Annotated in this window: 21 protein-coding genes; 9 read left to right on the top strand and 12 right to left on the bottom strand. The window is 71.9% G+C overall.

Annotation, left to right across the window (positions count from 1 at the left end; translation table 11 throughout):
* Positions 1–278 precede the first annotated feature (278 nt).
* The 3 genes from ACZ6B8_RS25005 to ACZ6B8_RS24995 all read right to left on the bottom strand — a co-directional run bounded on the left by ACZ6B8_RS25005 (position 279) and on the right by ACZ6B8_RS24995 (position 6,131).
* On the bottom strand, positions 279–1,727 hold the full coding sequence (locus ACZ6B8_RS25005; protein WP_471608692.1) for a beta-propeller fold lactonase family protein: 1,449 nt from the start codon (positions 1,725–1,727) through the stop codon (positions 279–281).
* A 287-nt stretch (positions 1,728–2,014) separates the two neighbouring features.
* Positions 2,015–3,826 (bottom strand): RICIN domain-containing protein, encoded by a 1,812-nt coding sequence (locus ACZ6B8_RS25000; protein WP_471608691.1) that lies wholly within the window; start codon positions 3,824–3,826, stop codon positions 2,015–2,017.
* A gap of 109 nt (positions 3,827–3,935) precedes the next feature.
* Positions 3,936–6,131 (bottom strand): hypothetical protein, encoded by a 2,196-nt coding sequence (locus ACZ6B8_RS24995; protein WP_471608690.1) that lies wholly within the window; start codon positions 6,129–6,131, stop codon positions 3,936–3,938.
* 272 nt (positions 6,132–6,403) lie between these two features.
* Here ACZ6B8_RS24995 and ACZ6B8_RS24990 point away from each other — a divergent pair, with 272 nt between their 5' ends.
* A complete protein-coding gene (locus ACZ6B8_RS24990) occupies positions 6,404–7,672 on the top strand; it encodes an ROK family transcriptional regulator (protein ID WP_471608689.1) in 1,269 nt (422 codons plus the stop codon).
* A 39-nt stretch (positions 7,673–7,711) separates the two neighbouring features.
* Here the strand turns inward: ACZ6B8_RS24990 and xdhC are convergent, their stop codons facing one another.
* From xdhC to ACZ6B8_RS24975, 3 genes are read right to left on the bottom strand one after another with little or no spacing between them, the layout of a single operon-like run.
* On the bottom strand, positions 7,712–8,521 hold the full coding sequence (gene xdhC / locus ACZ6B8_RS24985; RefSeq protein WP_471071656.1) for a xanthine dehydrogenase accessory protein XdhC: 810 nt from the start codon (positions 8,519–8,521) through the stop codon (positions 7,712–7,714).
* Position 8,522: 1 nt separating this feature from the next.
* Entirely contained in the window at positions 8,523–10,979 is a 2,457-nt protein-coding gene (gene xdhB / locus ACZ6B8_RS24980) for a xanthine dehydrogenase molybdopterin binding subunit (RefSeq protein ID WP_471071659.1), read from the bottom strand.
* Positions 10,976–12,481, bottom strand: coding sequence for a xanthine dehydrogenase small subunit (locus ACZ6B8_RS24975; protein WP_471608688.1), 1,506 nt, complete (start codon positions 12,479–12,481; stop codon positions 10,976–10,978). The genes xdhB and ACZ6B8_RS24975 overlap by 4 nt, the downstream gene beginning before the upstream one ends.
* Before the next feature lie 571 nt (positions 12,482–13,052).
* Here ACZ6B8_RS24975 and ACZ6B8_RS24970 point away from each other — a divergent pair.
* The gene (locus ACZ6B8_RS24970; protein ID WP_471608687.1) at positions 13,053–13,532 is read left to right on the top strand and encodes a hypothetical protein; all 480 of its coding nucleotides are present in this window, start codon (positions 13,053–13,055) and stop codon (positions 13,530–13,532) included.
* A gap of 1 nt (position 13,533) precedes the next feature.
* Here ACZ6B8_RS24970 and ACZ6B8_RS24965 read toward each other — a convergent pair whose 3' ends face one another.
* Both ACZ6B8_RS24965 and ACZ6B8_RS24960 read right to left on the bottom strand, forming a co-directional pair.
* Entirely contained in the window at positions 13,534–14,685 is a 1,152-nt protein-coding gene (locus ACZ6B8_RS24965; protein WP_471608686.1) for an endonuclease/exonuclease/phosphatase family protein, read from the bottom strand.
* Between the two features lie 110 nt (positions 14,686–14,795).
* Complete coding sequence (locus ACZ6B8_RS24960) at positions 14,796–15,500, bottom strand: M15 family metallopeptidase (protein ID WP_471608685.1); 705 nt, start codon at positions 15,498–15,500, stop codon at positions 14,796–14,798.
* 86 nt (positions 15,501–15,586) lie between these two features.
* Between ACZ6B8_RS24960 and ACZ6B8_RS24955 the strand changes: the two genes are divergently transcribed.
* Together ACZ6B8_RS24955 and ACZ6B8_RS24950 are read left to right on the top strand one after the other, a co-directional pair.
* The gene (locus tag ACZ6B8_RS24955) at positions 15,587–16,309 is read left to right on the top strand and encodes a response regulator transcription factor (RefSeq protein WP_471071673.1); all 723 of its coding nucleotides are present in this window, start codon (positions 15,587–15,589) and stop codon (positions 16,307–16,309) included.
* Positions 16,310–16,332: 23 nt separating this feature from the next.
* Positions 16,333–17,421: a sensor histidine kinase gene (locus tag ACZ6B8_RS24950; RefSeq protein ID WP_471608916.1), complete on the top strand. Its 1,089-nt coding sequence runs from the start codon at positions 16,333–16,335 to the stop codon at positions 17,419–17,421.
* A gap of 98 nt (positions 17,422–17,519) precedes the next feature.
* Here the strand turns inward: ACZ6B8_RS24950 and ACZ6B8_RS24945 are convergent, their stop codons facing one another.
* Both ACZ6B8_RS24945 and ACZ6B8_RS24940 read right to left on the bottom strand, forming a co-directional pair.
* Positions 17,520–18,455, bottom strand: coding sequence for an endo-beta-N-acetylglucosaminidase H (locus tag ACZ6B8_RS24945; RefSeq protein WP_471071676.1), 936 nt, complete (start codon positions 18,453–18,455; stop codon positions 17,520–17,522).
* A gap of 204 nt (positions 18,456–18,659) precedes the next feature.
* Complete coding sequence (locus tag ACZ6B8_RS24940) at positions 18,660–18,929, bottom strand: hypothetical protein (protein ID WP_471608684.1); 270 nt, start codon at positions 18,927–18,929, stop codon at positions 18,660–18,662.
* 883 nt (positions 18,930–19,812) lie between these two features.
* Here ACZ6B8_RS24940 and ACZ6B8_RS24935 point away from each other — a divergent pair.
* From ACZ6B8_RS24935 to ACZ6B8_RS24915, 5 genes are all read left to right on the top strand, one after another.
* Positions 19,813–19,986, top strand: coding sequence for a CsbD family protein (locus tag ACZ6B8_RS24935; RefSeq protein ID WP_471071682.1), 174 nt, complete (start codon positions 19,813–19,815; stop codon positions 19,984–19,986).
* A gap of 90 nt (positions 19,987–20,076) precedes the next feature.
* A complete protein-coding gene (locus ACZ6B8_RS24930; protein WP_471071684.1) occupies positions 20,077–20,712 on the top strand; it encodes a hypothetical protein in 636 nt (211 codons plus the stop codon).
* Positions 20,709–21,134 (top strand): hypothetical protein, encoded by a 426-nt coding sequence (locus ACZ6B8_RS24925; RefSeq protein ID WP_471608683.1) that lies wholly within the window; start codon positions 20,709–20,711, stop codon positions 21,132–21,134. Before ACZ6B8_RS24930 ends, ACZ6B8_RS24925 begins: the two co-directional genes overlap by 4 nt.
* A 222-nt stretch (positions 21,135–21,356) precedes the next feature.
* The gene (locus tag ACZ6B8_RS24920; protein ID WP_471071690.1) at positions 21,357–21,845 is read left to right on the top strand and encodes a VOC family protein; all 489 of its coding nucleotides are present in this window, start codon (positions 21,357–21,359) and stop codon (positions 21,843–21,845) included.
* A 91-nt stretch (positions 21,846–21,936) separates the two neighbouring features.
* Positions 21,937–22,374, top strand: coding sequence for a universal stress protein (locus ACZ6B8_RS24915; RefSeq protein WP_471608682.1), 438 nt, complete (start codon positions 21,937–21,939; stop codon positions 22,372–22,374).
* Positions 22,375–22,443: 69 nt separating this feature from the next.
* Here ACZ6B8_RS24915 and ACZ6B8_RS24910 read toward each other — a convergent pair whose 3' ends face one another.
* Positions 22,444–22,881, bottom strand: coding sequence for a hypothetical protein (locus ACZ6B8_RS24910; RefSeq protein WP_471608681.1), 438 nt, complete (start codon positions 22,879–22,881; stop codon positions 22,444–22,446).
* Positions 22,882–22,968: 87 nt separating this feature from the next.
* Positions 22,969–24,450 (bottom strand): FG-GAP and VCBS repeat-containing protein, encoded by a 1,482-nt coding sequence (locus ACZ6B8_RS24905; protein ID WP_471608680.1) that lies wholly within the window; start codon positions 24,448–24,450, stop codon positions 22,969–22,971.
* Positions 24,451–24,509 lie beyond the last annotated feature (59 nt).

Raw genomic sequence — 24,509 nt, 5'->3', positions numbered from 1 at the left:
CGGTGATCAGATACATGTCAATGGTCTGAACCAAGTAAGGACTAGACCAATCCGGAGCCCTCTCCCGGTCCCGGACGGCGTCGCGTCGCGGCCCCTGCCGTGAGGGTGCTGGTCAGCCCGGCCTCCCGGACTCCGGCACCGATGGGGGTGGCCGGAGCTCGTCGGCGTACCACCTGACCACGATTTCACGCGCTCAGGCCCGGCTGGGGCTGCCCCAGTCGGGCCTGTGGTGCGGTCGGTCGGGCGGAGTCACCGCCCGGGCGGAGGAGGCAGAGGGGTCAGGGGCAGGTGACGAGGATGATGGAGACGGCGGTGCAGGTCACGGACGCGGAGTCGTTGGCGGAGCCGGGGTCCGTGGGAGCGGAGGCCGTGCGCTGGCCGGTGACCTTGACCGGGCCGAGGGTCAGCAGCGACAGCGGGACACGGAAGGTCTTGTTCGCGCTCGCGTTGTCGGCGATCGCTCCGTAGGCGCACGTCACCGTCGCGCCGGACACGGTGCACCCGGAGGCGAGGTTGGTGGCGGTGGCGCCCCGCGGGAGTTTCGCGGTGAGGGTGGCCGAACTGACCGCCTCAGGGCCGGTGTTGTGTGCCGTGAGGGTGTAGGACACGTACGGCACCAAGAGGCTGAGATGCGGCTGAGCGGTGAGGTTGACGTCGATGTCCGCCGCCTTCGCCGGGGACGGCGCGCCGGTGAAGGCGACACCGTACGGGCCGGTGAACCCGTCGATCGTGGCCGTGACGGTGTCGGTCCCGGCGTCGATCACCGAGACGGTGCCGTTGTCCACGTTGGAGGCGTAGACGGCGGTGCCGGACGGGTCGACCCGGACCCCGGCCGGGCCGTCGCCGACCGGGACGGTCGCCGTCACGGTGCGGGTCGCCGTGTTGATCACCTTGACGTCGTCGCTCCCCCGGTCGGCGACGTAGGCGCGGGCGCCGGACGGGTCGAACGTGACGCTGTTCGGCGCGGTCCCGACCGGGACGGTGGCGCTGACCGTGTTCGTCGCGGTGTCGATGACCGAGACCGTGTTCGCGCCGCTGTTGGTGACGTAGGCGACGGCACCGGAGGGGCTGACCGCCACACCGGCGGGGGAACCCCCCACCGGGACGGTGGCGGTCACCGAGTTGGTCGCGGTGTCGATGACCGAGACCGAGGTCTCGTTGTTGTTGGTCACGTACGCGGTGTCGCCCGACGGTGAAATGGCCACGCCGTTCGGGGAGTTGCCCACCGGGACGCTGGCGCTGACCGTGTTCGTCGCCGTGTCGATCACCGACACCGTGGTCCCGCCGCTGTTGGCGACGTACGCACGGCCGCCGGACGGGGTGAACGCGACGTTGAGAGGGTTGCTGCCGACCGGAATGGTCGCGGTGACGGCGTTGGTGTCCGTGTCGATGGCCGACACGGTGGCCTCGTCGAAGTTGGTGACAAAGGCGCGCGCGCCGGCCGGGTCGACCGCCACACCGACGGGACTGTTGCCGACGGGGATACTGCCGGTGACGGTGTTCGTGCCCGTGTCGACGACGGAGACGGTGTCACCGTGGAAGTTGGCCACGTACGCGGACGGGCCCGCGGCTGCCTGCGCGGGCGCGGGGAGCGCCACGACGCCCGCCAGCGCCAGGGCACCACCGGCGGCCAGAGAGATCAGCCGCCGCCTCCGTACGGCACGGGACGATCCACCGGCTCCGGGGTGGCCGGCGGGTTCGGAGGGTCTGGAAAGTGCACGGATCAAAGGACATCCCCCTTCAGCGGTTCCGCACCCTGGCGGCGGGTCCGACAGACCGGGCCCCGAGAACCAGCAGGTGTGCGGTGGTGCGGGCCCCGCCCGACGACCGGCGGCGCCGACGCCCGGCGGCGTCCTCGGAATCATCCCGCGCGCCCCACGACTCAGGAGCCGAACCTCCGTTGTTGTCCGGATACGGCCAACAGGTGACCGACCGGCACCTTGACACCCCTCGGGAGTCACCACCGGCGGCCACGTGTCGGCCCACTGAGTCGCGAAGTCGTGGAAGCGGTCGATCAGTTCACGGGTTCCAGGCGCAGGGTCTGCTCGGCCGCTGTCCTGCCGCCTCCGACGGTTCCGCCGGACCTGTCGGTCCAGGACCGGGTCGGTGTGGTCTCGGCGGCCCGGCTCTCGACGCCGGACAGACCGATCACCAGTCCGCTGTACCGGTTGACCAGGCGGAAGGTGCCCGTGGCCCTGCCGTCGGCGTTCCGTCCGGGCACGACGAACCACTGCTGGCCGACGGTGGGACCGGACGCGGGCGCCGCGGTCACGGTCGGCCCGGCCGCCCAGGCGCGGCCCGCGGCGGTGGTGGAGTCGACGCCCAGGAGCCGTCCCGTGGCGGTGTTGGTGATGCGGTACGAGCCGTCGGCGTTGGAGGCGAAGACCCAGTGGCCGCGCGGGGAGTTCTCGCCGGACGGCCGTGAGGTGGTGCCGTTGCCGCGTGCGGACTGGACGAGGGCCCGGCCCGTACCACTGCTGATGGTGTAGGGGGTGCCCATGGCGACGGGAGCGGCCGGGCTGCTGGAGTCGACGGTGGTCTCGTAGTACTCGCCGTCCGCGCCGCCCGAGCAGGAGAACGAGCAGTAACTGCGGAACTTCCGCCCGACGATGGTCGATCCGGTCTTGTTCACCGGGTCCAGCATCCAGCGGTACCAGGATCCCGAGCGGTACGCGCCGGTGTCGCCCATCAGCTTCCACTTCTGGGTGGCGAGGTCGTCGGTGACGTAGAAGCGCTGCGGTTCGGTGCTGTCCTGGACGATCGCCTCGGGCTGGCCGATGTACTTGCCGAGGTGGGCGTCGTAGGCGATGTTCATGGTCAACAGGTCGGATTTGGCGGGCAGTTCACCCGCCGCCTGCTGTTCCTGTACGGAGCCGTCGTTGGCCGGGTCGTAGTCGTGCTCCACAGCCGTGTAGCCGGTGGGGTGATCGGCGTCGACCGGTTCCATGTTGCTCTCCAGGCCGCCGATGCCGGGCTGCGACCAGGCGCCGTCGTACCACTTCTTCCAGGAGCCCGGTGCCAGCTTGGCGGACATCGGGGCGCGGGCCACGTGCGCGCGGCTGCCGTCCGTCCACCCCCCGGGGACACCGCCCTTGGGGATGACGCGGGAGTTGTAATAGACGTAGAAGTAGCCCGACGCGGTGTCCACGAACAGCCGCGGGTCACCGTTGCCGTAGTGGTACGTGTCGTGCGGGAACGCCTTGTTGTCGCCCCGCGCGGTGCTGTACGGCGAGGTGAGGACGTGGTCCTTGATCTTCCACGTCTTGCCCCGGTCCTGGGAGACGGCGTAGTCGATCGCGTCGTAGTGCAGGCCGTCGCCGAAGGGCTGCGGAGTGAACTCGTTGTGGACCAGGCCGTACCAGTGGCCGGTGTCCGGGTCGACCCAGACGCCCATGAGGTCGCAGTAGTTCTTCTGCGCGTAGTGCGAGGTGTCGTCGGCCGCGGTGGCCTCACGTCCGGTGGGGCTGTTGTTGCACCGCCAGGTGGTGTCGTTGTTGCGGTCGGCCGCGTTCGCGGGGTCGGCCGCGTCGCTGAGCGCGCCGTCCCTGGTGGCGGTGTCGAAGTCCTTGCCGGAGTAGAACGTCCACTTGCGCGGGTCCTGCGCGCCGTACAGGGCGTGGGCGGACTGGTAGTGGAACGACCCGTCCCGGTCGATGAAGGGGGCGGCGGGCGTGTCGTCGGGGTGGGTCCACGCCCCCTTCTGCCCGACGGTGATCTTGTACGTGGGGTCGGCGGACGCGGCCGGCGCGGGGGCCGCCACGCCGAACAGGACGGCGGCGCCCGCCGTGACGGCGGCGAGCGTTCTTGCTCTGGAACGGAGTGACACGGGTGCTCCTCTCGGTCCGGACGTCGCGGCGGACGGGCGTGTCCGGGCGACGGTGGTGCGCTCCGCGTCTTCACGCGGCGACGTCACGACGTGACGTCGATGCGCGAAGTCACCACGCGAAGACCGCCCAGCCGCGGTGCGGCAGCGGGGCGTCGAGCTCCAGAACGGCCGCGGTCGCCGCGGTGGCAGCTGCTTCGGTGGCGACGGTTCTGGTGGCGCCGGTTTCCGTGACGGCGGCTTCCGCGGCGACCGTCGCGGCGGCGCCTGTCGTGTCGGCCTCGACCGGCTCGGCCAACGGCGCGAGCAGCGTGGCCCGTACGGGTACGTCGTGTCCGTTCCCCGCTCCGCCCGGCGGGCCGGGGAGGTGGACACGGGGACGCGCCGGGTCGGCGCTGCCGTTGGCCACCGCGAGCCGGTGACCACCGTCCGCGGCCCGCGTCACGTACGGGATCAGGTGCGGAGCACCGCTCACCAGCGGGAGCCGGGGCCGCTCGCCCTCCAGGAAACGGATCGTCGTATGCAGCAGCCGTCGGCTCTCGTCACCGCGGGCCAGGTCGGCCGGTGCCGTCGCGGGCAGGATCGCGACGCGTCCGCCCAGCGCGTTGACGAAGTGACAGCGCCCCGCACCCCACGTACGGCCGTCGGGCGTCCGGATCCGGGTGAGCACGCGGGCCTCCGCCAGGGGCTCGACGCGGGCCAGCGCCGGCTGGACGTCCACGCTCAGGAACGTGTCCGTGCCCGTTTCACCGCCCTCACCGTCCGGGCCGCCCTCGCGCTGCTCGTCGAGAAGCTGTTCCACCGCGTACGGGCCCGGGAGCGCCGGATCGTCACGGCCGACCAGCTCGGTCACACGTGCGCCCATCAGGTCGGCGAAGCCGCGCCGGGTCAGGGCGTGTACGGCCACACCGTCCAACAACAGTCCTCCGCGCAGGAGTTCACGTATCTCGTCGTCGTCGAAGGCGTCGACCTGACGGCCGAACACGGCCTGGACGGGAGCCGGTCGCTCGGTGACCGGCACACCGTGACCGAGCAGGAAGTCCGCGGTCGGTGCGGGGTCGGCCACCAAGTCGCCGAGCCCGCCCCCCTCCACGGGCAGCCGGGCCGCCGTGTCCTGCCGCCAGGGCAGCCCCACGCCGAGCGGGACGGCATCGCCCGCCACGCGGGGTGCGGCCGGGCACTCCCGGGCCAGCCAGTCCAGGGCCGGCCTGGACCGGCGCAGCAGCCGGTCGATGTGCGGGAAGTTCTCGGCGCGCTCGGCGTGCGTGGGATGGAGGTTGAGCAACAGCGCGTCCGCGCCGACGAGTTGCGCGGTGACCATCTCCGACCAGGTCTGGGTGTCCGACTTCGACCAGGAGGTGTGCGGCCAGTTCTCGATCTCCGGCTCGCAGGCCACCCGGCCGGGGCGGAGCGCGCGCTGCGCCTGGAGGGACCAGAGTCCGGAGGCGAGGGTGCGGGCCGGCGTGTCGGAGTACGGGGCGAAGTGCGGGCGGTGGGTCACCTCACCCGCGATGGACAGCGCGCCGAACAGTTCCTCCCAGTCACGCCCCTCCACGGAGTGCCGCGCAGGCAGGGAACTCATGAGGCCCAGCCGCGAACGTCCGCCGGAGCGCTCCCGCACCACCTCGGCCAGACCTTCGGCGACTTCGCGTTGGGCCGTGTGCCAGACCTGTTGCAGTTGGGCGCGCCACGGGTGGGGCGGGCCGGGTGCGGTGACCGCCGCGACCACCTGGTCCCGGGTGACCGGCTCGCCGACGCGTGACGCGAGGCGTTGCAGCATGAGCGGCTCGAATCCGCCTCCCCAGTCGAGCGGGGCGTGGTTGTGGAAGCGGAAGTCGTCCTCGACCCACAGCACGCGGAAGCCGAGTTCGGCGAAGAACCCGTAGTGCGAGAAGAGCCAGCGGCGCCACACGGGGCAGGCGAAGGAAGCCTGGGCGGCGGCGCGTTGCCCGGTGGGCGAGACCATCGGCGCGAAGCCGAGCGTGCCGATGCGGCCCCGGTCGGCGTGGCCGACGGTGACCCAGGGATTGAGGCTGACCCGAAGGCCCGCGGCGGCGAGTATGTCGCGGGCCTCGGCCGCCGCCGCGAACCACCGGGCCTCCTCCGCACCGGCGAGGTGCCCGGTGTGCCACTGTTCGGCGCCGAGCAGGAGCACCACCTCGTCGACGCCGTTCTCCCCGCACACCTTGGCCAGCGAGCGGGCGCGGTCGGCGAGGTCGGCGCCGGGCCGCAACTGGAAGCGCAGGTGGTAGCGCGCCCGTCGGACGGGCCGGCCCTCCGCCGGGTCCCACTCCGTGCCGGTGTCCATCCCGCGGTCCCCTCGCCGAGCTCGTTCTGTGAAGTACCTGGCCACGCTTGCCGGTTGAGCATCGGTTGCGTCAGCGGAAGCCGGTGCGCCGGTGCGGCAGCAATTAGTTCGGCTAGGATCCAAAATAAAGGGAGGCCCGTCAACAGGTTCACGACAACTCCACAGGTGCACGGCTGCGCGTCACCGGCCCGACACGCCACTCCCCCACCCGCGCCCCCGCATAATTTGGGCAGCACCCGCGCTATACGACCCCCCGGCAAGGAGCGGCCCCGGTGAAGGCAGACCTACGCGGCGCAGGCATACGCGACCTGGGCAGGTCAGGGGCGCCGCACGCCGGCGACCGTGCTTCCCTGCGCCGGGCCAACCTCGGCCTGGTGCTGCGTCTTCTGCGCGACGCCGGGCCCCGGCCCCGCGCCCAGATCGCGGCCGACACCGGACTGCCGAAGGCCACCGTCACCCACCTGGTCGCGGAACTCATGGAGAGCGGTCTGCTACGCGAGGGGGAGGCCGAGCGGCACGGTGCGGTCGGCCGGCCCGGCCGCACGGTGGAGATCGACGGACGCACCGTCTGCGGCATCGGCGTCGAGATCAACGCCGCCTTTCTGAGCCTGATCGCCGTCGATCTGCGCGGCGAGGTCACCGCACGGCACCGCGCCCCGCTGGACGCCCGCGGCAGCGCACCGGCCGACGTACTGGACCGGATGGCCGAGGCCGTCGGAGAGGCGTGCGCGAGTCTGCGCGAGCGGGGCGTCGTTCCGGTGGCGGTGAACGTCGCGGCCCCCGGCGTGATCAAGACCGGTACCGGAGTGGTCTCGTACGCCCCCAACATCGGCTGGCGGGACGTCGCCGTCATCGACGGGCTGCGTGAACGGCTCGGCCCCGGTGCGCCGCCGATCGGCCTGGAGAACGACGCCAAGCTGGGTGCCGTCGCCGAGTATCTCGTCGCCGCGTGGGCCGACATCCACGACCTGATCTACATCACCGGTGAGACGGGCGTCGGCGGCGGCATCATCTCCGACGGCCGGCTCCTTCAGGGGTCGGCCGGTTTCGCCGGGGAGATCGGCCACATGCCGCTGGCGCCGGACGGCTCGCCCTGCGCCTGCGGGCGGGTCGGCTGCTGGGAGACCATGGTCGGCCTGACCGCCCTGCTCCATCGGGCCGCACCGCCGCACGACCCGGTCCGCGACCCCGCCGTCGACCTGGAGGAACGGCTGACGGAACTGCGCCGCCGCGCCGACGCGGGGGACGCCGCCACCCTCGACGCCCTCGGCCGGATCGCCGACGGGCTCGCGCTGGGCATGGCGCTGCTGGCCGATGTGCTCAACCCCCGGGCGGTCGTCCTCGGCGGCTACTTCACCCACTTCGGCGACCACTTGACCGAGCGGGTGCGCGCCGGGTTCGCCGCCCGGGTGATGGCTCCCGAGGCGGGCGGCTGCGAGGTCGTGCTGTCGTCCCTGGGATTCAGCGCCGCGGCGCGCGGCGGCGCCCATCTGGCCCTGGACCGGGTCTTCCAGGACCCGATCGGGACGGTCGTGCCCTGACCGGGACGAAAGCGCCCCGACCGGGAGGGTCACGAGCCGTCAGCACACCTCCGACTCGAAGGTCCGCAGCAGGTCCGCGGCGACGCTCACGGCGATCGTCGCGGGCTCCTTCCCGGTCACGTCCGTCAGGCCGATCGGGGTCTTGATCCGGTCGATGGTGGCGTCGTCGTGACCGCCCTCGGTGGCCAGCCGTTTGCGGAACCGCACCCACTTCGCCGCCGACCCGATCAGGCCGATGGAGCCGAGCTGGCTCGTGCGCAGGGCGGCGTCGCACAGCGCGGCGTCCTCGGCGTGGTCGTGGGTCATGATCAGGACGTGGGTGCCGGGCGGCAGCTCCTCGAGGACCTCCTCCGGGAGCAGCGGCGTGTGGTGCACGTGCACCTGCGCCACCGCGTCGGCCAGCGGCGCGAGCCGCTGCTCGGCGAGCAGCTCGGACCGGGTGTCGATCAGATGCAGGTCGATGTCCTGACGGGCCAGGATCCGCGCGAGTTCGAGCCCGACGTGCCCGACGCCGAAGACCGCGACGGCCCGCACCACCGGCAGCGGTTCGAGCAGCACCGAGACCGTGCCGCCGCAGCACTGCACACCGTGCTGGTTGGTCACCTTGTCGTTCAGTGCGAAATCCAGCAACTCCGGCTCCGGCTTGGCCACTTGGATCATCTCCCGGGCCCGGTCGATCGCGACGGCCTCCACATTGCCGCCGCCGATCGACCCCCACGTCCGCGTCCGTCCGACGACGAGCTTCGCGCCGGCGTCGCGCGGCGCGTGGCCGCGCACGGTCGCGACGGTCACCAGCACGCCGGACTCCCGGCGTGCCCGCAACCGCGCGACCGCGGCGATCCACGTCATGTCAGGCACCGTTCAACGCTGTCGCGTCGGTACGGAGCGTGCCCTCGGCGGCCCGGCCGTTCCCGGGGGCGCCGTCGGCGGCCCGCCCGGTGCCCGTGCCACCGTCGGCGGCCACGCCCGCGTGGGCGGCACCGTCCTCCCGTACCTTCTCGATCGCCCAGAAGACCGCCTCCGGCGTCGCGGGCGAGGCCAGTTCGACGCTCGCCCCGGCCGGACCGAAAGCGCCGGCCGCCTGCCGGAGCGCTTCCCGTACCGAGAACGCCAGCATCAGCGGGGGCTCGCCGACCGCCTTGGAGCCGTAGACCGCGCCCTCCTCGGTGGCGTCCTCCAGCAGCGTCACGTTCAGCTCCTCGGGCATCTCCGAGAAGCTCGGCAGCTTGTAGGTGCTGGCGGCCTGGGTCAGGAGGCGGCCGCGGCCGGGCCCCTCGCCGGTGTCCCAGCGCAGGTCCTCCAGGGTCAGCCAGCCGGCGCCCTGCACGAACCCGCCCTCGACCTGACCGACGTCGATCATCGGCGACAGGCTGTCGCCGACGTCGTGCACGATGTCCACGCGCCGGATGCGGTACGCGCCGGTGAAGCCGTCCACCTCGACCTCGGCCGCGGCCGCGCCGTGCGAGAAGTACTTGAACGGCGAGCCCCGGAAGGTCTTCGCGTCCCAGTGCAGTCCCTCGGTCCGGTAGAAACCGGCGGCCGACAGCTGCACCCGCTGGAAGTACGCGGTCCGCACCAGATCGTCCCAGGCCACCTCCGCGTCGCTGCCCAGGGCGCGCGCGACGCCCTCGGCGATGCGGACGTCCGCGGCGCTCGAACCGAGCCGGACCGCGGCCACCTGCAGCAGCCGCTCGCGCAGCTGCTCGCAGGCGTTCTTGACCGCCGCGCCGTTGAGGTCCGCGCCCGCGCTCGCCGCGGTGGCCGAGGTGTTGGGGACCTTGTCGGTGCGCGTCGGGGCCAGCCGCACCTTGTGCAGCGGGATGCCCAGGGTGGTCGCGGCCACCTGGAGCATCTTGGTGTGCAGGCCCTGGCCCATCTCGGTGCCGCCGTGGTTGATCAGGACGGAGCCGTCCTTGTAGATCAGCACCAGCGCGCCGCCCTGGTTGAAGGCGGTGAGGTTGAAGGAGATCCCGAACTTGATGCCGGTGACCGCGAGCGCCCGCTTGGTGTGCGGGTGCGCGGCGTTGAACGCGGCGATCTCGCGCCTGCGGTCGGCGATGCCGGCGTTCTCCTGGACCTTCTCCCAGACGGCGGCGATCCTTCGGTGCTGGCGGACCGGCTGCCCGTAGGGCGTCACCTGGCCCTCCCGGTAGAAGTTGCGCTCGCGCAGCTCCATGGGGTCGAGGCCGAGGAGCGGGGCGCAGCGGCCCATGATGTCCTCGATCACGAGCATGCCCTGCGGTCCGCCGAAGCCGCGGAAAGCGGTGTTGGAGACCTTGTTGGTCTTGGCGATGCGGCCGGCGACACGGGCGTTGGGGATCCAGTACGTGTTGTCGATGTGGCACAGCGCGCGGGCCACCACCGGCTCGGACAGGTCCAGGCTCCAGCCGCCGTCCGCGGTGAGCGTGGCCTCCAGGGCCCGGATGCGGCCGTCGGCGTCGAAGCCGATCTTCCAGTCGGCGTGGAAGCCGTGCCGCTTGCCGGACATGGTGAGGTCCTGGGTGCGGTTGAGCCGCAGCCGGACCGGCCGTCCCGTCAGCTTGGCGCCGAGCGCGGCGACGGCGGCGAAGCCGTGCGGCTGCATCTCCTTGCCGCCGAAGCCGCCGCCCATCCGCAGACACTGCACGGTCACCTCGTGACTGTGCAGGCCGAGCACGTGCGCGACGATCTCCTGGGTCTCCGAGGGGTGCTGGGTGCTGCTCTGCACGAAGACCTGCTCGGCCTCATCGATGTGTGCGAGCGCCGCGTGCGTCTCCAGGTAGAAGTGCTCCTGGTCGGAGAAGTGCAGCTCGCCGGAGAACACGTGCGCGGAGTCGGCGAAGCCGGAGTCGACGTCGCCGGTCACCATCACGGGCCGCGCGCCGTGGAAGCTGCTCGCGGCGATGGCCTCCTGCAGCGTGACCACACAGGGCAGTTCGTCGAGCTCCACCTCGACGGCGGCGGCGCCGAGCCGTGCCGCCTCCAGGGTCTCGCCGAGCACCCAGGCGACGGCGTGGCCGTGGAACATGACCACGTCGGGGAAGAGCGGTTCGTCGTGCTTCATCCCCGCGTCGTTGACGCCGGGCACGTCGGCGCCGGTCAGCACCCGGACGACGCCGGGCACGGCCAGCGCGGGCGCGGTGCGCAGCGCGGTGATCCGGCCGTGGGCCTTCATGACCTGCACGGGGTACGCGTGCAGCACGTCCTTGGTGCGGTGCACCAGGTCGTCGGTGTACAGCGCGGTGCCGGTGACGTGCTGGACCGCGCTCTCGTGCGGCATCGGGAGGCCGACGACGGACTTCTCGGGACGCTCGGACAACTGGCTCATGACGGCACCGCCTCAGTGGTTTGCGCGTACAGCTTGAGCAGGCTCTGGCCCAGCATCGCGGAGCGGTATCCGGCGCTGGCGCGATGGTCGTTCATCGGCGTGCCCTGGGCCCGCAGGACCTGGGCCGCGGCCTCGGCGGTCCGGGCCGTCCACGCCTCGCCCTCCAGGGCGGCCTCGGCCGCGAGGGCGCGGATCGGGGTGGCGGCGACACCGCCCAGACCGATGCGTGCCTTGCGTACGACGCCGTCCTCGATGTCGAGCGCGAAGGCGACGGCCACGCTGGAGATGTCGTCGAAACGCCGCTTGGCGATCTTGTGGAAGGCCGTGACCTTCGACAGGGGCAGCGGGACACGCACCGCGCGGATCAGCTCGCCGGTCCGGCGCACGCTCTGCCGGTAGCCGGTGAAGTACTCCGCGAGCGGGACCTCACGCTCACCGTCGGCGTCGGCGAGGAGCACCGACGCCTCCAGCGCGAGCAGCACCGGCGGGCTGTCGCCGATGGGCGAGCCGGTGCCGAGGTTGCCGCCGAGCGTCGCGCCGTTGCGGATGAGCCGGGACGCGAACTGCGGGAAGAGTTCAGCGAGCAGCGGTACGTCCCCGTCGAGCCGGCGCTCGATCTCGGTGAGCGTCAGGGCGGCACCGATCTCGATGTGGTCGGACGCGACGCGCAGCTTGCGCAGTTCGGGCAGCCGGTCGACGGCGATCACGCAATCCGCCCTGCGGGAGCGGATGTTGACCTCGACGCCGTAGTCGGTGGAGCCTGCCACGATCACCGCGTCGGGGCGCTCGCGCAGCAGGCGGAGGGTCTCGGCCAGGGTGTTGGTGCGCAGGAACACGCCGTCGTCCCCGGTGTACTCGGTGGCGACGGGAGCCGGGGGTGCCTGTTCGCGGCGGAGCGCGAGCGGGTCGTCCTCGGTGGGCGTCCCGACGGCGAACGCGGCGTCACGGATGGGCCGGTAGCCGGTGCAGCGGCACAGGTTCCCGCTCAGCGCGTGCAAGTCGAAGCCGTTCGGGCCGTGTTCGGCGTCGGCCTGCTCTGCGTGCTCCGCGTGCTCCGCGTGCTGCGCGTCCTCCGCCCGGTCCGTGTCGGCGTGGGCGCAGCGGGTGGGCCGGTAGTACTCGGCGGCCATGCTGCAGATGAACCCCGGTGTGCAGTAGCCGCATTGGGAGCCGCCGCGCACCGCCATCTCCTCCTGCACCGGGTGCAGGACGGGCGGCGTGCCGGCCTCGCCACCGGTGGCGAGTCCCTCGGAGGTGACGACCTCCTGGCCGTCGAGCGCCGCGACCGGGACCAGACAGGCGTTGACCGCCACCCAGTCGGTGGGCTTGTGCACGCCGGGCCGGGCCACCAGGACCGAGCAGGCGCCGCACTCCCCCTCGGCGCAACCCTCCTTGGTGCCGGTGAGGCCGCGCTCGCGCAGGAAGTCCAGTGCCGTGGTGTGGGGCGTGGCGGGGAAGATCGGCGTTTCTTTGCCGTTGACGGTGATCCGCGCTTCTGTCATGACGGGCCTTCGATGCGGTGCGTGATCGGTCGGTTCATGGTGTTCGCCAAGGTCGGAAGACTTTCTGTGTCCGGACGCGCCGCGGGGCAGGGAGCGGCGCGGAACGGCACGCGAGGACGGCGTACCGCAGGAGGAGGCGGGTGGCCCGTAGGGACCGGGAGCCCTAGGAGCGCCGGGTGGCCGGGATGAGAGCCGCTGGAGCCCGGGGAACCCGGCGGAGCCTTGGGTGTGCCGCAGAGGTGAACAGCGGAACGGCTCGCTCAGCGCCCGTTCGATACGGCGCGCTCAGCAGCCGCGAGGGGCGCGGCCCGTTCAGCAGCCGTGCGCGATCCGGCCCGGCACCCAGGCGGTGCACTGGGCGAGACGACCGAGATCAGAGCTGGTGTACATCCGCCGGTCGCCTCCTTCCGGGCGTCGGGGGTCAGTGGCTACCGAAAGTTAGTGGGCCGGGGACGGCCAGGTCAAGAGGTCAGCTCCGGGCCACCGGACCCGCGGGGGCGCCGTCCGCCATCGGAACTCCGGCCTATACGATCTTCCGTCGGAGTCAATGAGATCACGGGGAAGCACCGCCATGACCGAAGTCCTGTCCGTCCAACAGCAGTCCGCCCTCAGTCAGTTGGCACCGGGCGAGCAGCTCCTCGCGTACGGCGTCGTCGTCCCGGTGAAGGGCGCCGAGGGTGTCAAGATCAAGTACGGCAAGCACGGCAAGGTCGGCGGCATGCTCGGTGACCATCTGATGCACCGGTACGGGGCCGAGTCCGGCGGTGCGCAGAGCATCGCCGCGGCCATGCCGCCCGCGTCCGGCGCGCTGCTGATGCGGGTGACGGACCAGCGGGTCGGCCTCGTGGGGGTGCACGACGGCGCTCCCCTGTGGGAGGTCCCCCGCACCTGGGTCGCCCGGGTGGAGCGCCGTCGGCGCCTGCAGCTCATGGCCCGCTTCCGGGTGCACTACGCGGACGGCAGCTGGCTCGCCTTCTTCACCGCGCGCCGCCGCACGATCGAGGCGTTCGGCGCCGTGCTGAACGGCGACGGCGGCGCCGGGCCCAGCTGACTCACCAGTCGAGGCCGGCCGCCACCGGCAAGTGGTCGCTGCCGGTGCCGGGCAGCACCCACGAGCTCGCCGGCTCCACTCCCCTGACCAGGATCTGGTCGATCCGCGCCATCGGGAACTTCGCTGGCCAGCTGAACCCGAAGCCGTCCCCGGCCTTCTCCTGGGCCGAATCCAACCGCGAGGTGAGCCCGTCGAAGGCGCGGTCGTCCACCGTGCCGTTCAGGTCGCCGAGCAGCACCACCCGTTCGTTGCGCTCGGCGGCGATCGACCTCGCCAGTGACCGCGCGCCGTCGTCCCGCTGACGCGTCGAGAAGCCCGACCCGGGGTTCACGCGTACGGACCCCAGATGCGCCACGTACACCGCGAGCGGCCCCCGGTCCGTGGCCACCGTGGCCCGCAGCGCCCGGGGCGTGGCCTTCCTCTCCTCGGCCGTCAGGTGCTCCGCCAGCGGCCCGGCCATGCCCCGCATCGCGACGTCGACCGTGCGGATCTCCGACAGCGGCCGCTTGCTCCACAGCCCGACCGTGCCCTGAACCGTGTGGTGCGGGTACGTCTTCGCCAGCTCCTTCTCATACGTGCCCCGGGCCTGCGCGCTGATCTCCTCCAGGGCCAGCACGTCCGCCCCGGAGGCGGCGAGGTCACGGGCGGCGCCGGCCGGGTCGGGGTTCTCGGCGCCGACGTTGTGGCTGACCACGGTGAGGTCACCGGCCTGGTGGGACTTGTCGCCGAGCAGCCCGCCGAAGAGGTGCAGCCACGCCACGGCCGGCACCACCAGCGCGATCACCGCGGAGGCCGAGCGGCGCCACGCCGCGGCGGCGAGCAGCACCGGGACGAACAGACCGAACCACGGCAGGAACGTCTCCACCAGACTGCCGATGCCGCCACGGTCCGTGATCCGCGCGTGCAGCAGCATGAGCAGACCCAGGACGAGTGCGAGGGCCGCGAGCACCAGGCCGCGCTTCCAGGGGCCCGACCGGGTGAGGGCGACGAGCGGGCGCCGCCACCCCCGGCGGGACGTACCGGCTCCGGCGCCCGTCGCGCCGGTGTCCCGTGCGCCGGCGCCTGTCGCGGCGGCGGCTGGTCCACCCGTGTCCGTCGCTCCGGTCTCCCCCACGCCGTCGTGTCCGGCCTCCGCCGTCTCCACCTGCGTCATCGTTCGCCCTCGTTCACTGTCGTTCGTCGTCCCTCGGTGTCGTTCGTCGTCGTTCGCGGCCGTTGGCTGTCGATCGCCGTTCGTCACGGGCATCCCGTCGGCCGCCGCGCTCAGCGCCGCATCCTCGGGTCCTGCGTCGCGTCGGCGTACCTGCGCGGGCAACCGCCCCCGGCCGAGACGGCGCCCGTGCGCATCTCGTAGTGCCAGGGTTCGTTCTCGTAGATCTGGCAGAGCCCGTACGCGGCGCCGTGCCGCGACAGCCAGCCCGTCGCCTCGGAGCGCCCGATGTCGACCGCGTCGCCCGACACGTGCGAGGACGTCTCCGGGGTGGCCACCCAGCGGGCGGCCTCCTCTTTCGACCCGTACTCCGCAACCGCCTCGCGAAGCAGCCGGCTCTGATACGCCGGGGAGCGCCAGCCGCTGTTGACGTAGAAGTCGACTCCGTCGTCCTTCGCCGCCGTCGCGGCCCGACGGAGAGCCTTGAGCAGGTCCGCATCGAGCCTCGCCACGGCCGGGATCTCGTCGTCGAAGACCGTCACGTCGCCGGAGACGGCGCCGTCGGCCTCGCCGAGCCGGCCGCCGCCGCCGCCGCCGCTCAGCTGACCGCGTGGCGCATTCGGGAGCGGCGGGCCCGAGGCCGACGAGGAGGAGGACGCCGCCGGTGACCAGGCGTTCCACAGCCGGGGGCCGAGGAACGCCATGATCGCCGCCATGACGGCCAGCAGGCCGACGACCACGAGGCCGCCGACCGCCGCCCTTTGAACCCGGCGGCCGCCGCGGGCCCCGGTCCGTGCCGAAGGTGGTGTACGAGTCATGCCGCCAGTCAAGGCAGCCCGGTGTTGCCGCCCCGTATGCGGATTTCGATACGCCGCCGATATGTCCCGGCTCGTAGCCTCGGACCATGCGTGTACTGATCGTCGAGGACGAGCCCTATCTGGCGGAAGCGATCCGCGACGGCCTGCGTCTGGAGGCGATCGCGGCCGACCTCGCGGGGGACGGCGACACCGCCCTGGAGCTGCTGGGCGTCAACGCGTACGACATCGCCGTCCTCGACCGCGACATTCCGGGCCCCTCCGGTGACGAGGTCGCCGCGCGCATCGTCGCCTCCGGCAGCGGCACACCGATCCTGATGCTCACCGCCGCCGACCGCATCGACGACAAGGCCACCGGGTTCGGGCTCGGCGCCGACGACTACCTCACGAAACCGTTCGAACTCCAGGAGCTCGTCCTCAGGCTCAGGGCACTCGACCGCAGACGGGCGCACACCAGGCCTCCCGTGCGGGAGATCGCGGGGCTGCGCCTCGACCCGTTCCGCCGCGAGGTCCACCGGGACGGCCGCTACGTCGCGCTCACCAGGAAGCAGTTCGCCGTACTCGAGGTCCTCGTCGCCGCCGAGGGCGGTGTCGTCAGCGCCGAGGACCTCCTGGAACGCGCGTGGGACGCGAACGCGGATCCCTTCACCAACGCCGTACGCATCACGGTCTCGGCCCTGCGCAAGCGGCTCGGCGAACCCTGGCTCATCGCCACGGTGCCGGGTGTCGGCTACCGCATCGCCCCGGCGCCCGGTGCCGGACCCGGGGAGCGTCGAGAACCCGGGAGCCGTGAGGGCGGCGGAGGGCGGTGACGACCGTGCAGGGCGCGGACGACATGGACAGACGACCCGGACTGAGCGTGCGCCTCAAACTCACCCTCAGCTACACCGGATTCCTGATGGTGGCCGGCGCGCTGATGCTCGTCGCGGGGTGGCTGTTCCTGAGCCGTGTGAAGCACGTGGCGATCGTCTACCGACCCGGCTACGCCCTCTCCGTCGCACGCGACTTCGCGCCGATGGCGGGCGTCACGATGGTGCTGCTGTTGATCTTCGGCCTCGGAGGAGGCTGGCTCCTCGCCGGTCGCATGCTCGCCCCCCTGAACCGCATCACGGACGCCACCCGCCTGGCCGCGAGCGGATCACTCGCCCACCGCGTGCGACTGCCGGGGCGGGGGGACGAGTTCCGCGAACTCGCCGACGCCTTCGACACGATGCTCGCGCGGCTCGAAGCGCATGTCGCCGAACAGCGGAGGTTCGCGGCCAACGCCTCCCACGAGCTGCGCACTCCGCTGGCGGTCTCGAAGTCCCTCCTCGACGTGGCCCGCACCGACCCGGACCAGGACACCGGTGAACTCATCGAACGCCTGCACGTCGTCAACACCCGGGCCATCGACCTCACCGAGGCGCTGCTCCTGCTCAGCCGCGCCCAGCAGAGGTCGTTCGCCCGGGAGGACGTCGACCTGTCCCTGCTGGCGGAGGAAGCCGTCGAGACGCTCCTGCCCCTCGCGGAGCGGCACGGCCTCACCCTCGAAACCGGTGGCGACGTCGCCCCCACCGCCGGATCGCCGACGCTCCTGCTCCAACTGACCACGAATCTCGTCCAGAACGCGATCGTCCACAATCTGCCCGACGGCGGCAGCGTCCGGGTCCACACCGGTGTCGGTCCGCGCACCGTGGTGCTCACCGTCGAGAACACCGGCGAGCTGCTCGCCCCCGAGGACGTCACGACCCTCACCGAACCCTTCCGGCGCGGCACCGAGCGCATCCACACCGAACAGGCCGGCGTCGGCCTGGGCCTGGCCATCGTCCAGACCATCACGCAGGCGCACGACGGCACCCTCACCCTCAGCCCACGCCCCGGGGGCGGACTCCGCGTCACCGTGGAGCTCCCGAGGTCGGACGGGGCCGCGGACACCGATCGGTGAGCGACCCGGAAAGAGGACGGTCGCGCCCCCGACATCGTTGTCAGAGGCGCGGCCCGCACCTTCCGTACTCCTACCGCACGCCGCCGCGCGCGCTCGCCCTACCGGGTGTAGACGGCGTCACTGCCGTACAACTCCCTGGTGAACGCCGAGACGTCGGCGCTGCGATCGGTGCCGTCGAGGTTGTACGTCAGGTAGACGCCGTAACCCTCGTCGACCGTGCGGCGGGCGAGGTCGGCGACCGTGCCCCGCGACGTCCCGCCGATCTCGACGGCCGCGGGCGACAGCTTCGACTTGGGCAGGGAGATGCCGGGGACCTGCCAGGAGCCGTAGTACGGGTTCCACGCGTAGTCGAACGTGGACGAGACGTCGACGCCACCGTAGGAGAGGCGGGACGCGGCCGGGCCGATGTTGTAGAGGCTGATGATCTTGCCCGGCATGTTCGCGCGCAGCGCCGTCACCAGGTGCACGAACGAACTGGCGTTGGGCCGGCCGGTGCCGTTGTTGCCGTACTCGGCGTACTCGTCGTCGAAGTCGATGCCGTCGAGCTTGTACTTGGCCACGGTGTCCGACAGCTGCTTGGCGAACGTCGAAGCGGCCTGCCGGGACGGGAAGTTGGCGAAGCCCGCGCCCTGGTGGTTGCCGAGCACCGAGAGGACGACCTTGATCCCCTTCTGCTGCAACGGCCGTATCTCCGTGGCGGCGTTGTCGAGCACGCGTTGCACGTTCTCGTTGAAGTGCAGATACGCCGCCTTCTTGCCGGTGTCGTAGTTGATGTTCGCCGCGAAGATCACGGCGACGTCGAAGACGTTGCCGCCGCCGTTGGCGAGCGTGTACTTGCCGACGTTCAGCATGCTGTTGTTGTTCACCTCGACGTACGCCACCGAGGTCGGCCCCTGTTTCGCGGAAACGGGGGTGGGGGTGGAAGCGGGGGCCGCTGCCGCGCCGCTCGTGCCGGTCGCACCGACGGCGAGGGCCGCGACGGCCGAGAGGGCGAGCGCGGCGGTCCGCACTCTGCTCCGTACCAGAGTGAACATCGTTGATCGGTCTCCCATCGCAAGGGTCGGCGCCCGACCTGTTCGAAGCGCCGAGTGAGCCCTCCGAGTTTTGCGCTCACGTGACCGAATCCCGAGGATCTTGGGCCAACTCTTCACGATTCCCACGCACCTCGGCGCGCGGCCCGACGCCCCGGCAGAGCGTTCGACGCGTCCAGCACCGCGGGCTCCGGAGACTCCCGGCGGTCAGCCGTCGTGCAGCTCGTCGCGACGGTTCTGCCGCCGCCAGAGCCCCCGTCGCTGCCGTCGGTAGCGACGGTCCCAGCGGTGTGCCCGGTCGCGGTCCTCCCGGTAGTCGCGGTACTCGAATGCGTCGCGTCGCCGCCGGCTGCCCCCTTGTCCGCGGCCGTAGTACACGGCGGCGAAGATGAGCGCGGCCGCGGCGGCCCACCACAGAGCGTTGAGGAAGCCGAGGCAGAAGAGAGCCACGATGAGGATGACGAACAAGATGGTCACGGTGGGCCTTTCGGAGCGGAACAGGGCGTCGCTGCCGGGGTCTCGGGCCTCACTCCGGAGCGTAATCCCGTCGAGCGGCAGTGGATACGCCCAGCCCCGGCACCGCGGCGCGCGACACTGATGGCCGGTTGACGCCCCCGGCGGTGAGGTCCGCCCGCCGCCCCTGCCTCCGCCCCTGTTCACCGCACGTGGTCGGGGTTAAGGTGCACGATGCCGCCCCGGCCCCCGGCCGCATCGCTGGTTGTCGCGCCTCAGGGCGCACCTTGCGCCTCGGGGCCCGCGTCCGCCGCACCCGGCGTATTGCCGCCCTCGCCTGCGCCGCCACCGGACCGCGATTCCGGCCCAGGCCCGAAGCGCCCCGCGCGGGCACTCGATCCGGCGCCCGCACCGCCGCACGCGTACACAGAGCAGGCGGTACAGATGTACGCGCTGGTCGCTCTCGTTCCCTTCGTCCTGCTCGCCACCCTGATGGGACTGTCCTGGTGGGAGGACCGCATGCTGCCTCCGGCCGAACCGGCAGACGCCGTCACGGTTGCGGAGACCTCAGTCATCCCACGCCCGACCACCGACCCCACGCGCCCCGATGGACATTGACAGCGGACGTTCCCGGGCGTTGACTGGCGACACGGCGCAGGGCCGTGCCGATCCGGATCATCCGGAAACGCATGTCGCCCTCCCGCTTCGCCCGGACCCCGCGGATGACAGGAACCACTCCGCGCGATCTGGAGTCCCGGCGATGCTCACGTGGATTCTCCTTATCGTCTACTGGTCCCGGTGATCTCCGGCTTCGGCGGCACCATCCTGCTTCGGATGGGTCGCGACCGCAGTCGGACCGCCGGCGACACGGCACCGAATTCATCCGATGGACGACCTGAGGACAGCCATGAGTGCTGGAGACAAGTTCAGGAACAAGGCCCAGACCCTCAAGGGCCGCATCACCGAGCGGATCGGCCGCAACACCCGGAACAGGCGACTGCAGCGCGAGGGCAGGACCGACCGGGTGTCCGGAAACCTCAAGCAGTCCGGTGACAAGGCGAAGGACGCCTTCCGCCGCTGATCCCGGCAGGGCACAACTCCACAGCGGTTACACGAGGTTGAGACACATGAAGCTGAGCAACGCACAGGGCTCGACCCGGAGAGGGCAGCCATGATCGCCGTAGTGATCATCGGTGCGGTCGCGATCACGGCGGGCGTCCTCCTCCTCATCGGCCGCACCCGGCCGTCCGGGGGCGGCAAAGGCGGCAGGAGCGGCCTGCCACAGCGTTTCGGCCCCGAGTACCAGCGGGCCGTCGACCGCCACGACGGCGACGTCAGGTCGGCCGAACGGGAACTCGGCGAGCGCGTCGACCGCCACCACTCCCTCCGCGAGCAGTCGCTGCCCTCCGGAGCCCGTGCACACTACGTGGCCCAATGGGCCGACCTCCAGGAGCAGTTCGTGAGCTCGCCCCGGACGGCCGTCGCCGAAGCGGACGCGCTCCTCGCACGGCTCGCCAAGGACCGGGGATACCCGGGCACCGAACGCATCGACGACCAGTTCGCCGCGCTCTCCGTCCACCACGCCCACGAGATCCACGGGTACCGCAGCCTGCACACGGCCGCACGCGGCCTGAGCAGCACCGAGGAGATGCGGGAGGCCATGGTCGAGTCCCGCAGCCTCTTCGAGGCGCTCGTCGCCGATCAGTCGACCGGTTCCCGTCGGCACCACCCGCAGTCCCCCGATGACCGCAGCCACGGGCCGTGGGCACAGAGCCCGCGCCACGCGAAGGGAAGTGGCACAGCATGATGTACGACCGGGAACGCGCACGGCAGCCTGCGAGCGGCAGCCCGAACCTCGCCGAGCAACACGCCCTGCAGGAACCCCTTCACGAGTCCGCCCGCCCGGCCGGCGGGCAGGCTCCCGGCACCGACGACTCCACCCGGGCCCCGGGCCCCGCGCTGTTGGCGCGGGGCGAGCGGGACAAGCTCACCGCGCGGCTCCAGCAGGCCCTCAACACCTTCGTGGAGAGCCCGCGCCAAGCCGTGGAGGAGGCCGACGGCGTCTTCGAGGAGACGGTCACCCAGCTGACCGAGGCCCTCACGGAGCGACGCCGCGTCCTGCGCACGGGCTGGCAGGGCCCGGGGCAGGGTGTCGAGGTGCAGACCGAGGAACTGCGTCAAGCGCTGCAGCAGTACAGGGAGACCGCGGAACGGCTGCTGCGCATGTAGATGCCTGCCGGTCGGCGGAACGGCTGCTGCGCACGCAGGTGCGGTTCCGCCGGTGAAACCGCCGTCCCGCAGGACATCACAGCCGTCGCGGGCGTCCGGTGTCCCGGTCCGCGCCGGACGGGCCCGCGGCGGCTGTGGACCGGCACCGGCCTGACCCGCCGGCCTCCCGCCGCGGCGGCAACAGGTCTCGGGACGCCCGCACCCAGCATCACGGAGTCCGCCATGCGAACCGAACCAGACCAGCACCCCTCTCCCGACGACCTGACGCGGCCCGGGATTCAGGGCATCCCGCCGCCGCACCACGGCATGCGGCTCGCCTCGGCCGTCCTGTACGTCAACGACCTGGCGCCATCGGTGGAGTTCTACCGCGACTTGCTCGGCCTGGAGGTCGCCGTCAGCGCCGACGACGCCGCGCTCCTGGTCAGCGGCGAGGGGTCACAGCTCTACGTGCGGTCGGTGGGCCGGCACGCACCGCACGCCACCGGAGGCATCGGCACCCCGTGCCTCATGTGGACCGCTCCGAGCGAGACCTCCCTGCACCGATGCGAACGGATGCTCAAGGTCCGCAACGCCCACATCTCCACGCACAAGGACGCGGGCTTCACCTGGGTGGAGGGGCGCGACCCCAGCGGGATACCGGTGCTGGTGACGTACCCGGGCCCCGAACAGGTGGCCCGCACCCAGATCATCACCCGCGTCTACGCCTGGTGACCGGCCGGGGCGCCCGGCTCCGGGCCGCCGATTCCATGCCGGTTCACCGTCGAGCGGCCTCCTGAGGCCCCGATCCCCGAAAGGGACCAACATGGTTCTCCCCCGCACCGGTCAGCGCAAGATCGTGGTCGGCGTCGACGGTTCCCTCCCGTCCCGAGCCGCGCTGCGGTGGGCGGTGCGACAGGCCCGGCTGACGCACGAGATCGTGGAGGCCGTGATCGCCTGGAGCTATCCGACGGCCCCTGGTTGGCCTCCGCTGCCGCTGCCCGACGACTTCGAGAGCGCCTTCGGCAAGACTCTCGACGAAGTGGTGGCAGAGGTCAGCAAGGACGAGCCGGGAGTCGAGATCCGCACGAGGGTGTTGGACGGAAACCCGGCCGCGGCTCTGATCACCGCGTCGCGCGAAGCCGAGCTGCTCGTGGTGGGCAACCGCGGGCACGGCGCCTTCACCCAGGCGCTGCTCGGGTCGGTGAGCCAGCACTGCGTGCACCTCGCGACCTGCCCGGTGGTCGTCGTCCGCGAGGTCTGATCCTGGTGACGCCCTCCCGTGGCCCGTACGGGAGGGCGCTCCGGTCGTCGGCTGCACCGCTCGGCAGGACTACAGGTCCCGGCAGTAACCGCGGGCCTTGTGCAGATCCCGCTTCGCCGTCGTGTCGAAGCGGAACGTCCTGGCGTGGCGCTCCTGCGAGCGGCGTATCGCCCGGGCCAGCGGCTTGTAGCGCGCGTCGCCCGCCGCGGCCGACGCGGACAACGCGCCGGCCGCGGCGTATCGGTTCAGGGCGATTTCGCCGGCCGGTCCCTTGTCGGTGTACTTCGCCTCGTCGAATCCGTCGAGAGCCCGGCACGCGCCGCGGGCGTCGCCCGCGGCGGCTCCGCCGCTCTCCTCCGACGCCCCGCCGTCGTCCGACGCCCAGGCCGCTCCGACCGCGCCGGCCCCGATCAGGAGGCCTGCCGCGAGCCACACGACCGCGGTGGTGGTGCGGCCGCGCGGGCGCGATGTCACGGGCGGGGTGGCGGGATCCTGCTGTGGCTGCATCGCCACAACATAAGTGCGGGCCGTTCGCGAGTCACCGGTGGGGTCACGGGTTCGGCCTGCGGGTCATGACCGTGCGGGTCATGGGTGTTAAGGGAACACCGTTCCGGGCCCGTTGTCGCCACTCAGGTTCTCACCGAACCGGGCCTTCGTCGCCGGTGCGCCGATGTCCTCCGGGTTCCGCGCCGTCGAGTTCGCGGCCGTCAGGCCGGCCGCGGCGCCCCGCAGCAGCCACACCGCGCCGCCGTTCACGACGGAGTCCAGGTTCTCGCCCGGTGCGCCCGCGACGAGGTCCGCCTTGGCGTCGCCGGTCATGTCGAGCAGCCGTACCGAGGCGCCGAACACGTCGCCGGACTCCGCGACACCCGGCACTCCCGCCGTGTCCTGGTGGAACGCCTGCGCGTCCTTGCCGGTCAGCCCGCTCCTGCCGCCCTTGAGCAGCACCACCGCGCCGGCCTTCTTCTTCGTGCCGATCGCCTCACCGGGGACACCCACGGCCAGGTCGGGATAACCGTCGCCGTTCGCGTCACCGGCGCTCAGCCGGCCGCCGAACTGGTCGCCCTTCTCGTTGACTCCGGGCACGCCCGCCGTGTTCTGCGTGATCGTCTGTGTACGGGTCTGGCTGGGCCCGGACGCCGCACCGTAGTAGATCTTGACGGTGCCGAAGTCCTCCTCGGTTCCCTCGGTGTCGCCGCCCGGGAAGATACGCGTGGCGAGGTCGGCGTAGCCGTCCCGGTCGAAGTCGGCGACGGCGGTGCTGGACGCGGAGTTGAGCCGCTGCGGCACCGTGGAAAGACCGGTCTTGGTGCCGAGCCACAGCTTCCCGCCCTCGGCGTGGTTCTCGTAGACGTAGAAGGTCGCGAGGTCCTCGATGCCGTCGCCGTTGAAGTCGCCCGTGGCCGTCGAGTTGATGGAGTTGTCGGTGCTGTACACCTGCACCTGCTGGTCGCGCGCGGGGGCGCCGCTCCGGGTGAAGGGGCCGTACAGGACGTCGTGGTAGTCGTAGTCCTCGCCGTTGCGCAGGAACAGGTCCTGGTGGCCGTCGGCGTCGAAGTCGCCCGCCGTGAGGTCGTCGCCGACCTGGGCGTTCTCCGGTGCCGCGACGCTGACGGCGCCCTCGCCCGAGATGCCGGTCTTACGGCCCCACAGGACGATCACCGATCCGCTGACGTTGTCGTCCGGCCGGTAGCCGCGGGCGACCGCCGCCAGGTCGGTCAGGCCGTCGCCGTCGAGGTCGCGGGCGACCATCGCGTAGCCGAAGACCTGGTTGTCGCCCGGGTCGCCGGGCACGCCCGGGGTGTCCTGGGTGATGACCGTGGTGCGGGCGGGGTCGAGGCCCCGGGCCGAGCCGTAGCTGACCGTGATGTAACCGGCCCACACATGGCCGCCGACCGTCGCGCCGGGCGCGGCGACGGCGACGTCCTGGTAGCCGTCGCCGTCGAAGTCCTCGCGCACGGTGACGGCACCGTCCTTCGCGGACGCGGACGCGGTTGATGCGACGGCCGGTGTGCCGAGCGTGCCGATCAGGGCGGCGGCCACGGCGGTCGACAGAGCGGGTCGGCGGATGCCCACGGTTCCTCCTTGAGCGCGAGCGATCTCGAGACGCGTGCGCGCGGGTGTCGTTCACCTGC

The sequence above is a fragment of the Streptomyces sp. NPDC041122 genome (assembly GCF_055592445.1).
This window is presented reverse-complemented; position numbering and strand designations above follow the sequence as displayed.

Bases quoted from the DNA above. Each gene is read 5' to 3' on its own strand.
- ACZ6B8_RS24930 (WP_471071684.1), top strand. From the start codon at position 20,077: ATGATCGCCGTAGTGATCATCGGTGCGGTCGCGATCACGGCGGGCGTC.
- xdhB (WP_471071659.1), bottom strand. From the start codon at position 10,979: ATGAGCCAGTTGTCCGAGCGTCCCGAGAAGTCCGTCGTCGGCCTCCCG.
- ACZ6B8_RS24950 (WP_471608916.1), top strand. From the start codon at position 16,333: ATGGACAGACGACCCGGACTGAGCGTGCGCCTCAAACTCACCCTCAGC.
- ACZ6B8_RS24965 (WP_471608686.1), bottom strand. From the start codon at position 14,685: ATGACGCAGGTGGAGACGGCGGAGGCCGGACACGACGGCGTGGGGGAG.
- ACZ6B8_RS24925 (WP_471608683.1), top strand. From the start codon at position 20,709: ATGATGTACGACCGGGAACGCGCACGGCAGCCTGCGAGCGGCAGCCCG.
- ACZ6B8_RS24995 (WP_471608690.1), bottom strand. From the start codon at position 6,131: ATGGACACCGGCACGGAGTGGGACCCGGCGGAGGGCCGGCCCGTCCGA.
- ACZ6B8_RS24955 (WP_471071673.1), top strand. From the start codon at position 15,587: ATGCGTGTACTGATCGTCGAGGACGAGCCCTATCTGGCGGAAGCGATC.
- ACZ6B8_RS24915 (WP_471608682.1), top strand. From the start codon at position 21,937: ATGGTTCTCCCCCGCACCGGTCAGCGCAAGATCGTGGTCGGCGTCGAC.
- xdhC (WP_471071656.1), bottom strand. From the start codon at position 8,521: ATGACGTGGATCGCCGCGGTCGCGCGGTTGCGGGCACGCCGGGAGTCC.
- ACZ6B8_RS24970 (WP_471608687.1), top strand. From the start codon at position 13,053: ATGACCGAAGTCCTGTCCGTCCAACAGCAGTCCGCCCTCAGTCAGTTG.
- ACZ6B8_RS24920 (WP_471071690.1), top strand. From the start codon at position 21,357: ATGCGAACCGAACCAGACCAGCACCCCTCTCCCGACGACCTGACGCGG.
- ACZ6B8_RS24960 (WP_471608685.1), bottom strand. From the start codon at position 15,500: ATGACTCGTACACCACCTTCGGCACGGACCGGGGCCCGCGGCGGCCGC.
- ACZ6B8_RS24975 (WP_471608688.1), bottom strand. From the start codon at position 12,481: ATGACAGAAGCGCGGATCACCGTCAACGGCAAAGAAACGCCGATCTTC.
- ACZ6B8_RS24945 (WP_471071676.1), bottom strand. From the start codon at position 18,455: ATGTTCACTCTGGTACGGAGCAGAGTGCGGACCGCCGCGCTCGCCCTC.
- ACZ6B8_RS24910 (WP_471608681.1), bottom strand. From the start codon at position 22,881: ATGCAGCCACAGCAGGATCCCGCCACCCCGCCCGTGACATCGCGCCCG.
- ACZ6B8_RS24935 (WP_471071682.1), top strand. From the start codon at position 19,813: ATGAGTGCTGGAGACAAGTTCAGGAACAAGGCCCAGACCCTCAAGGGC.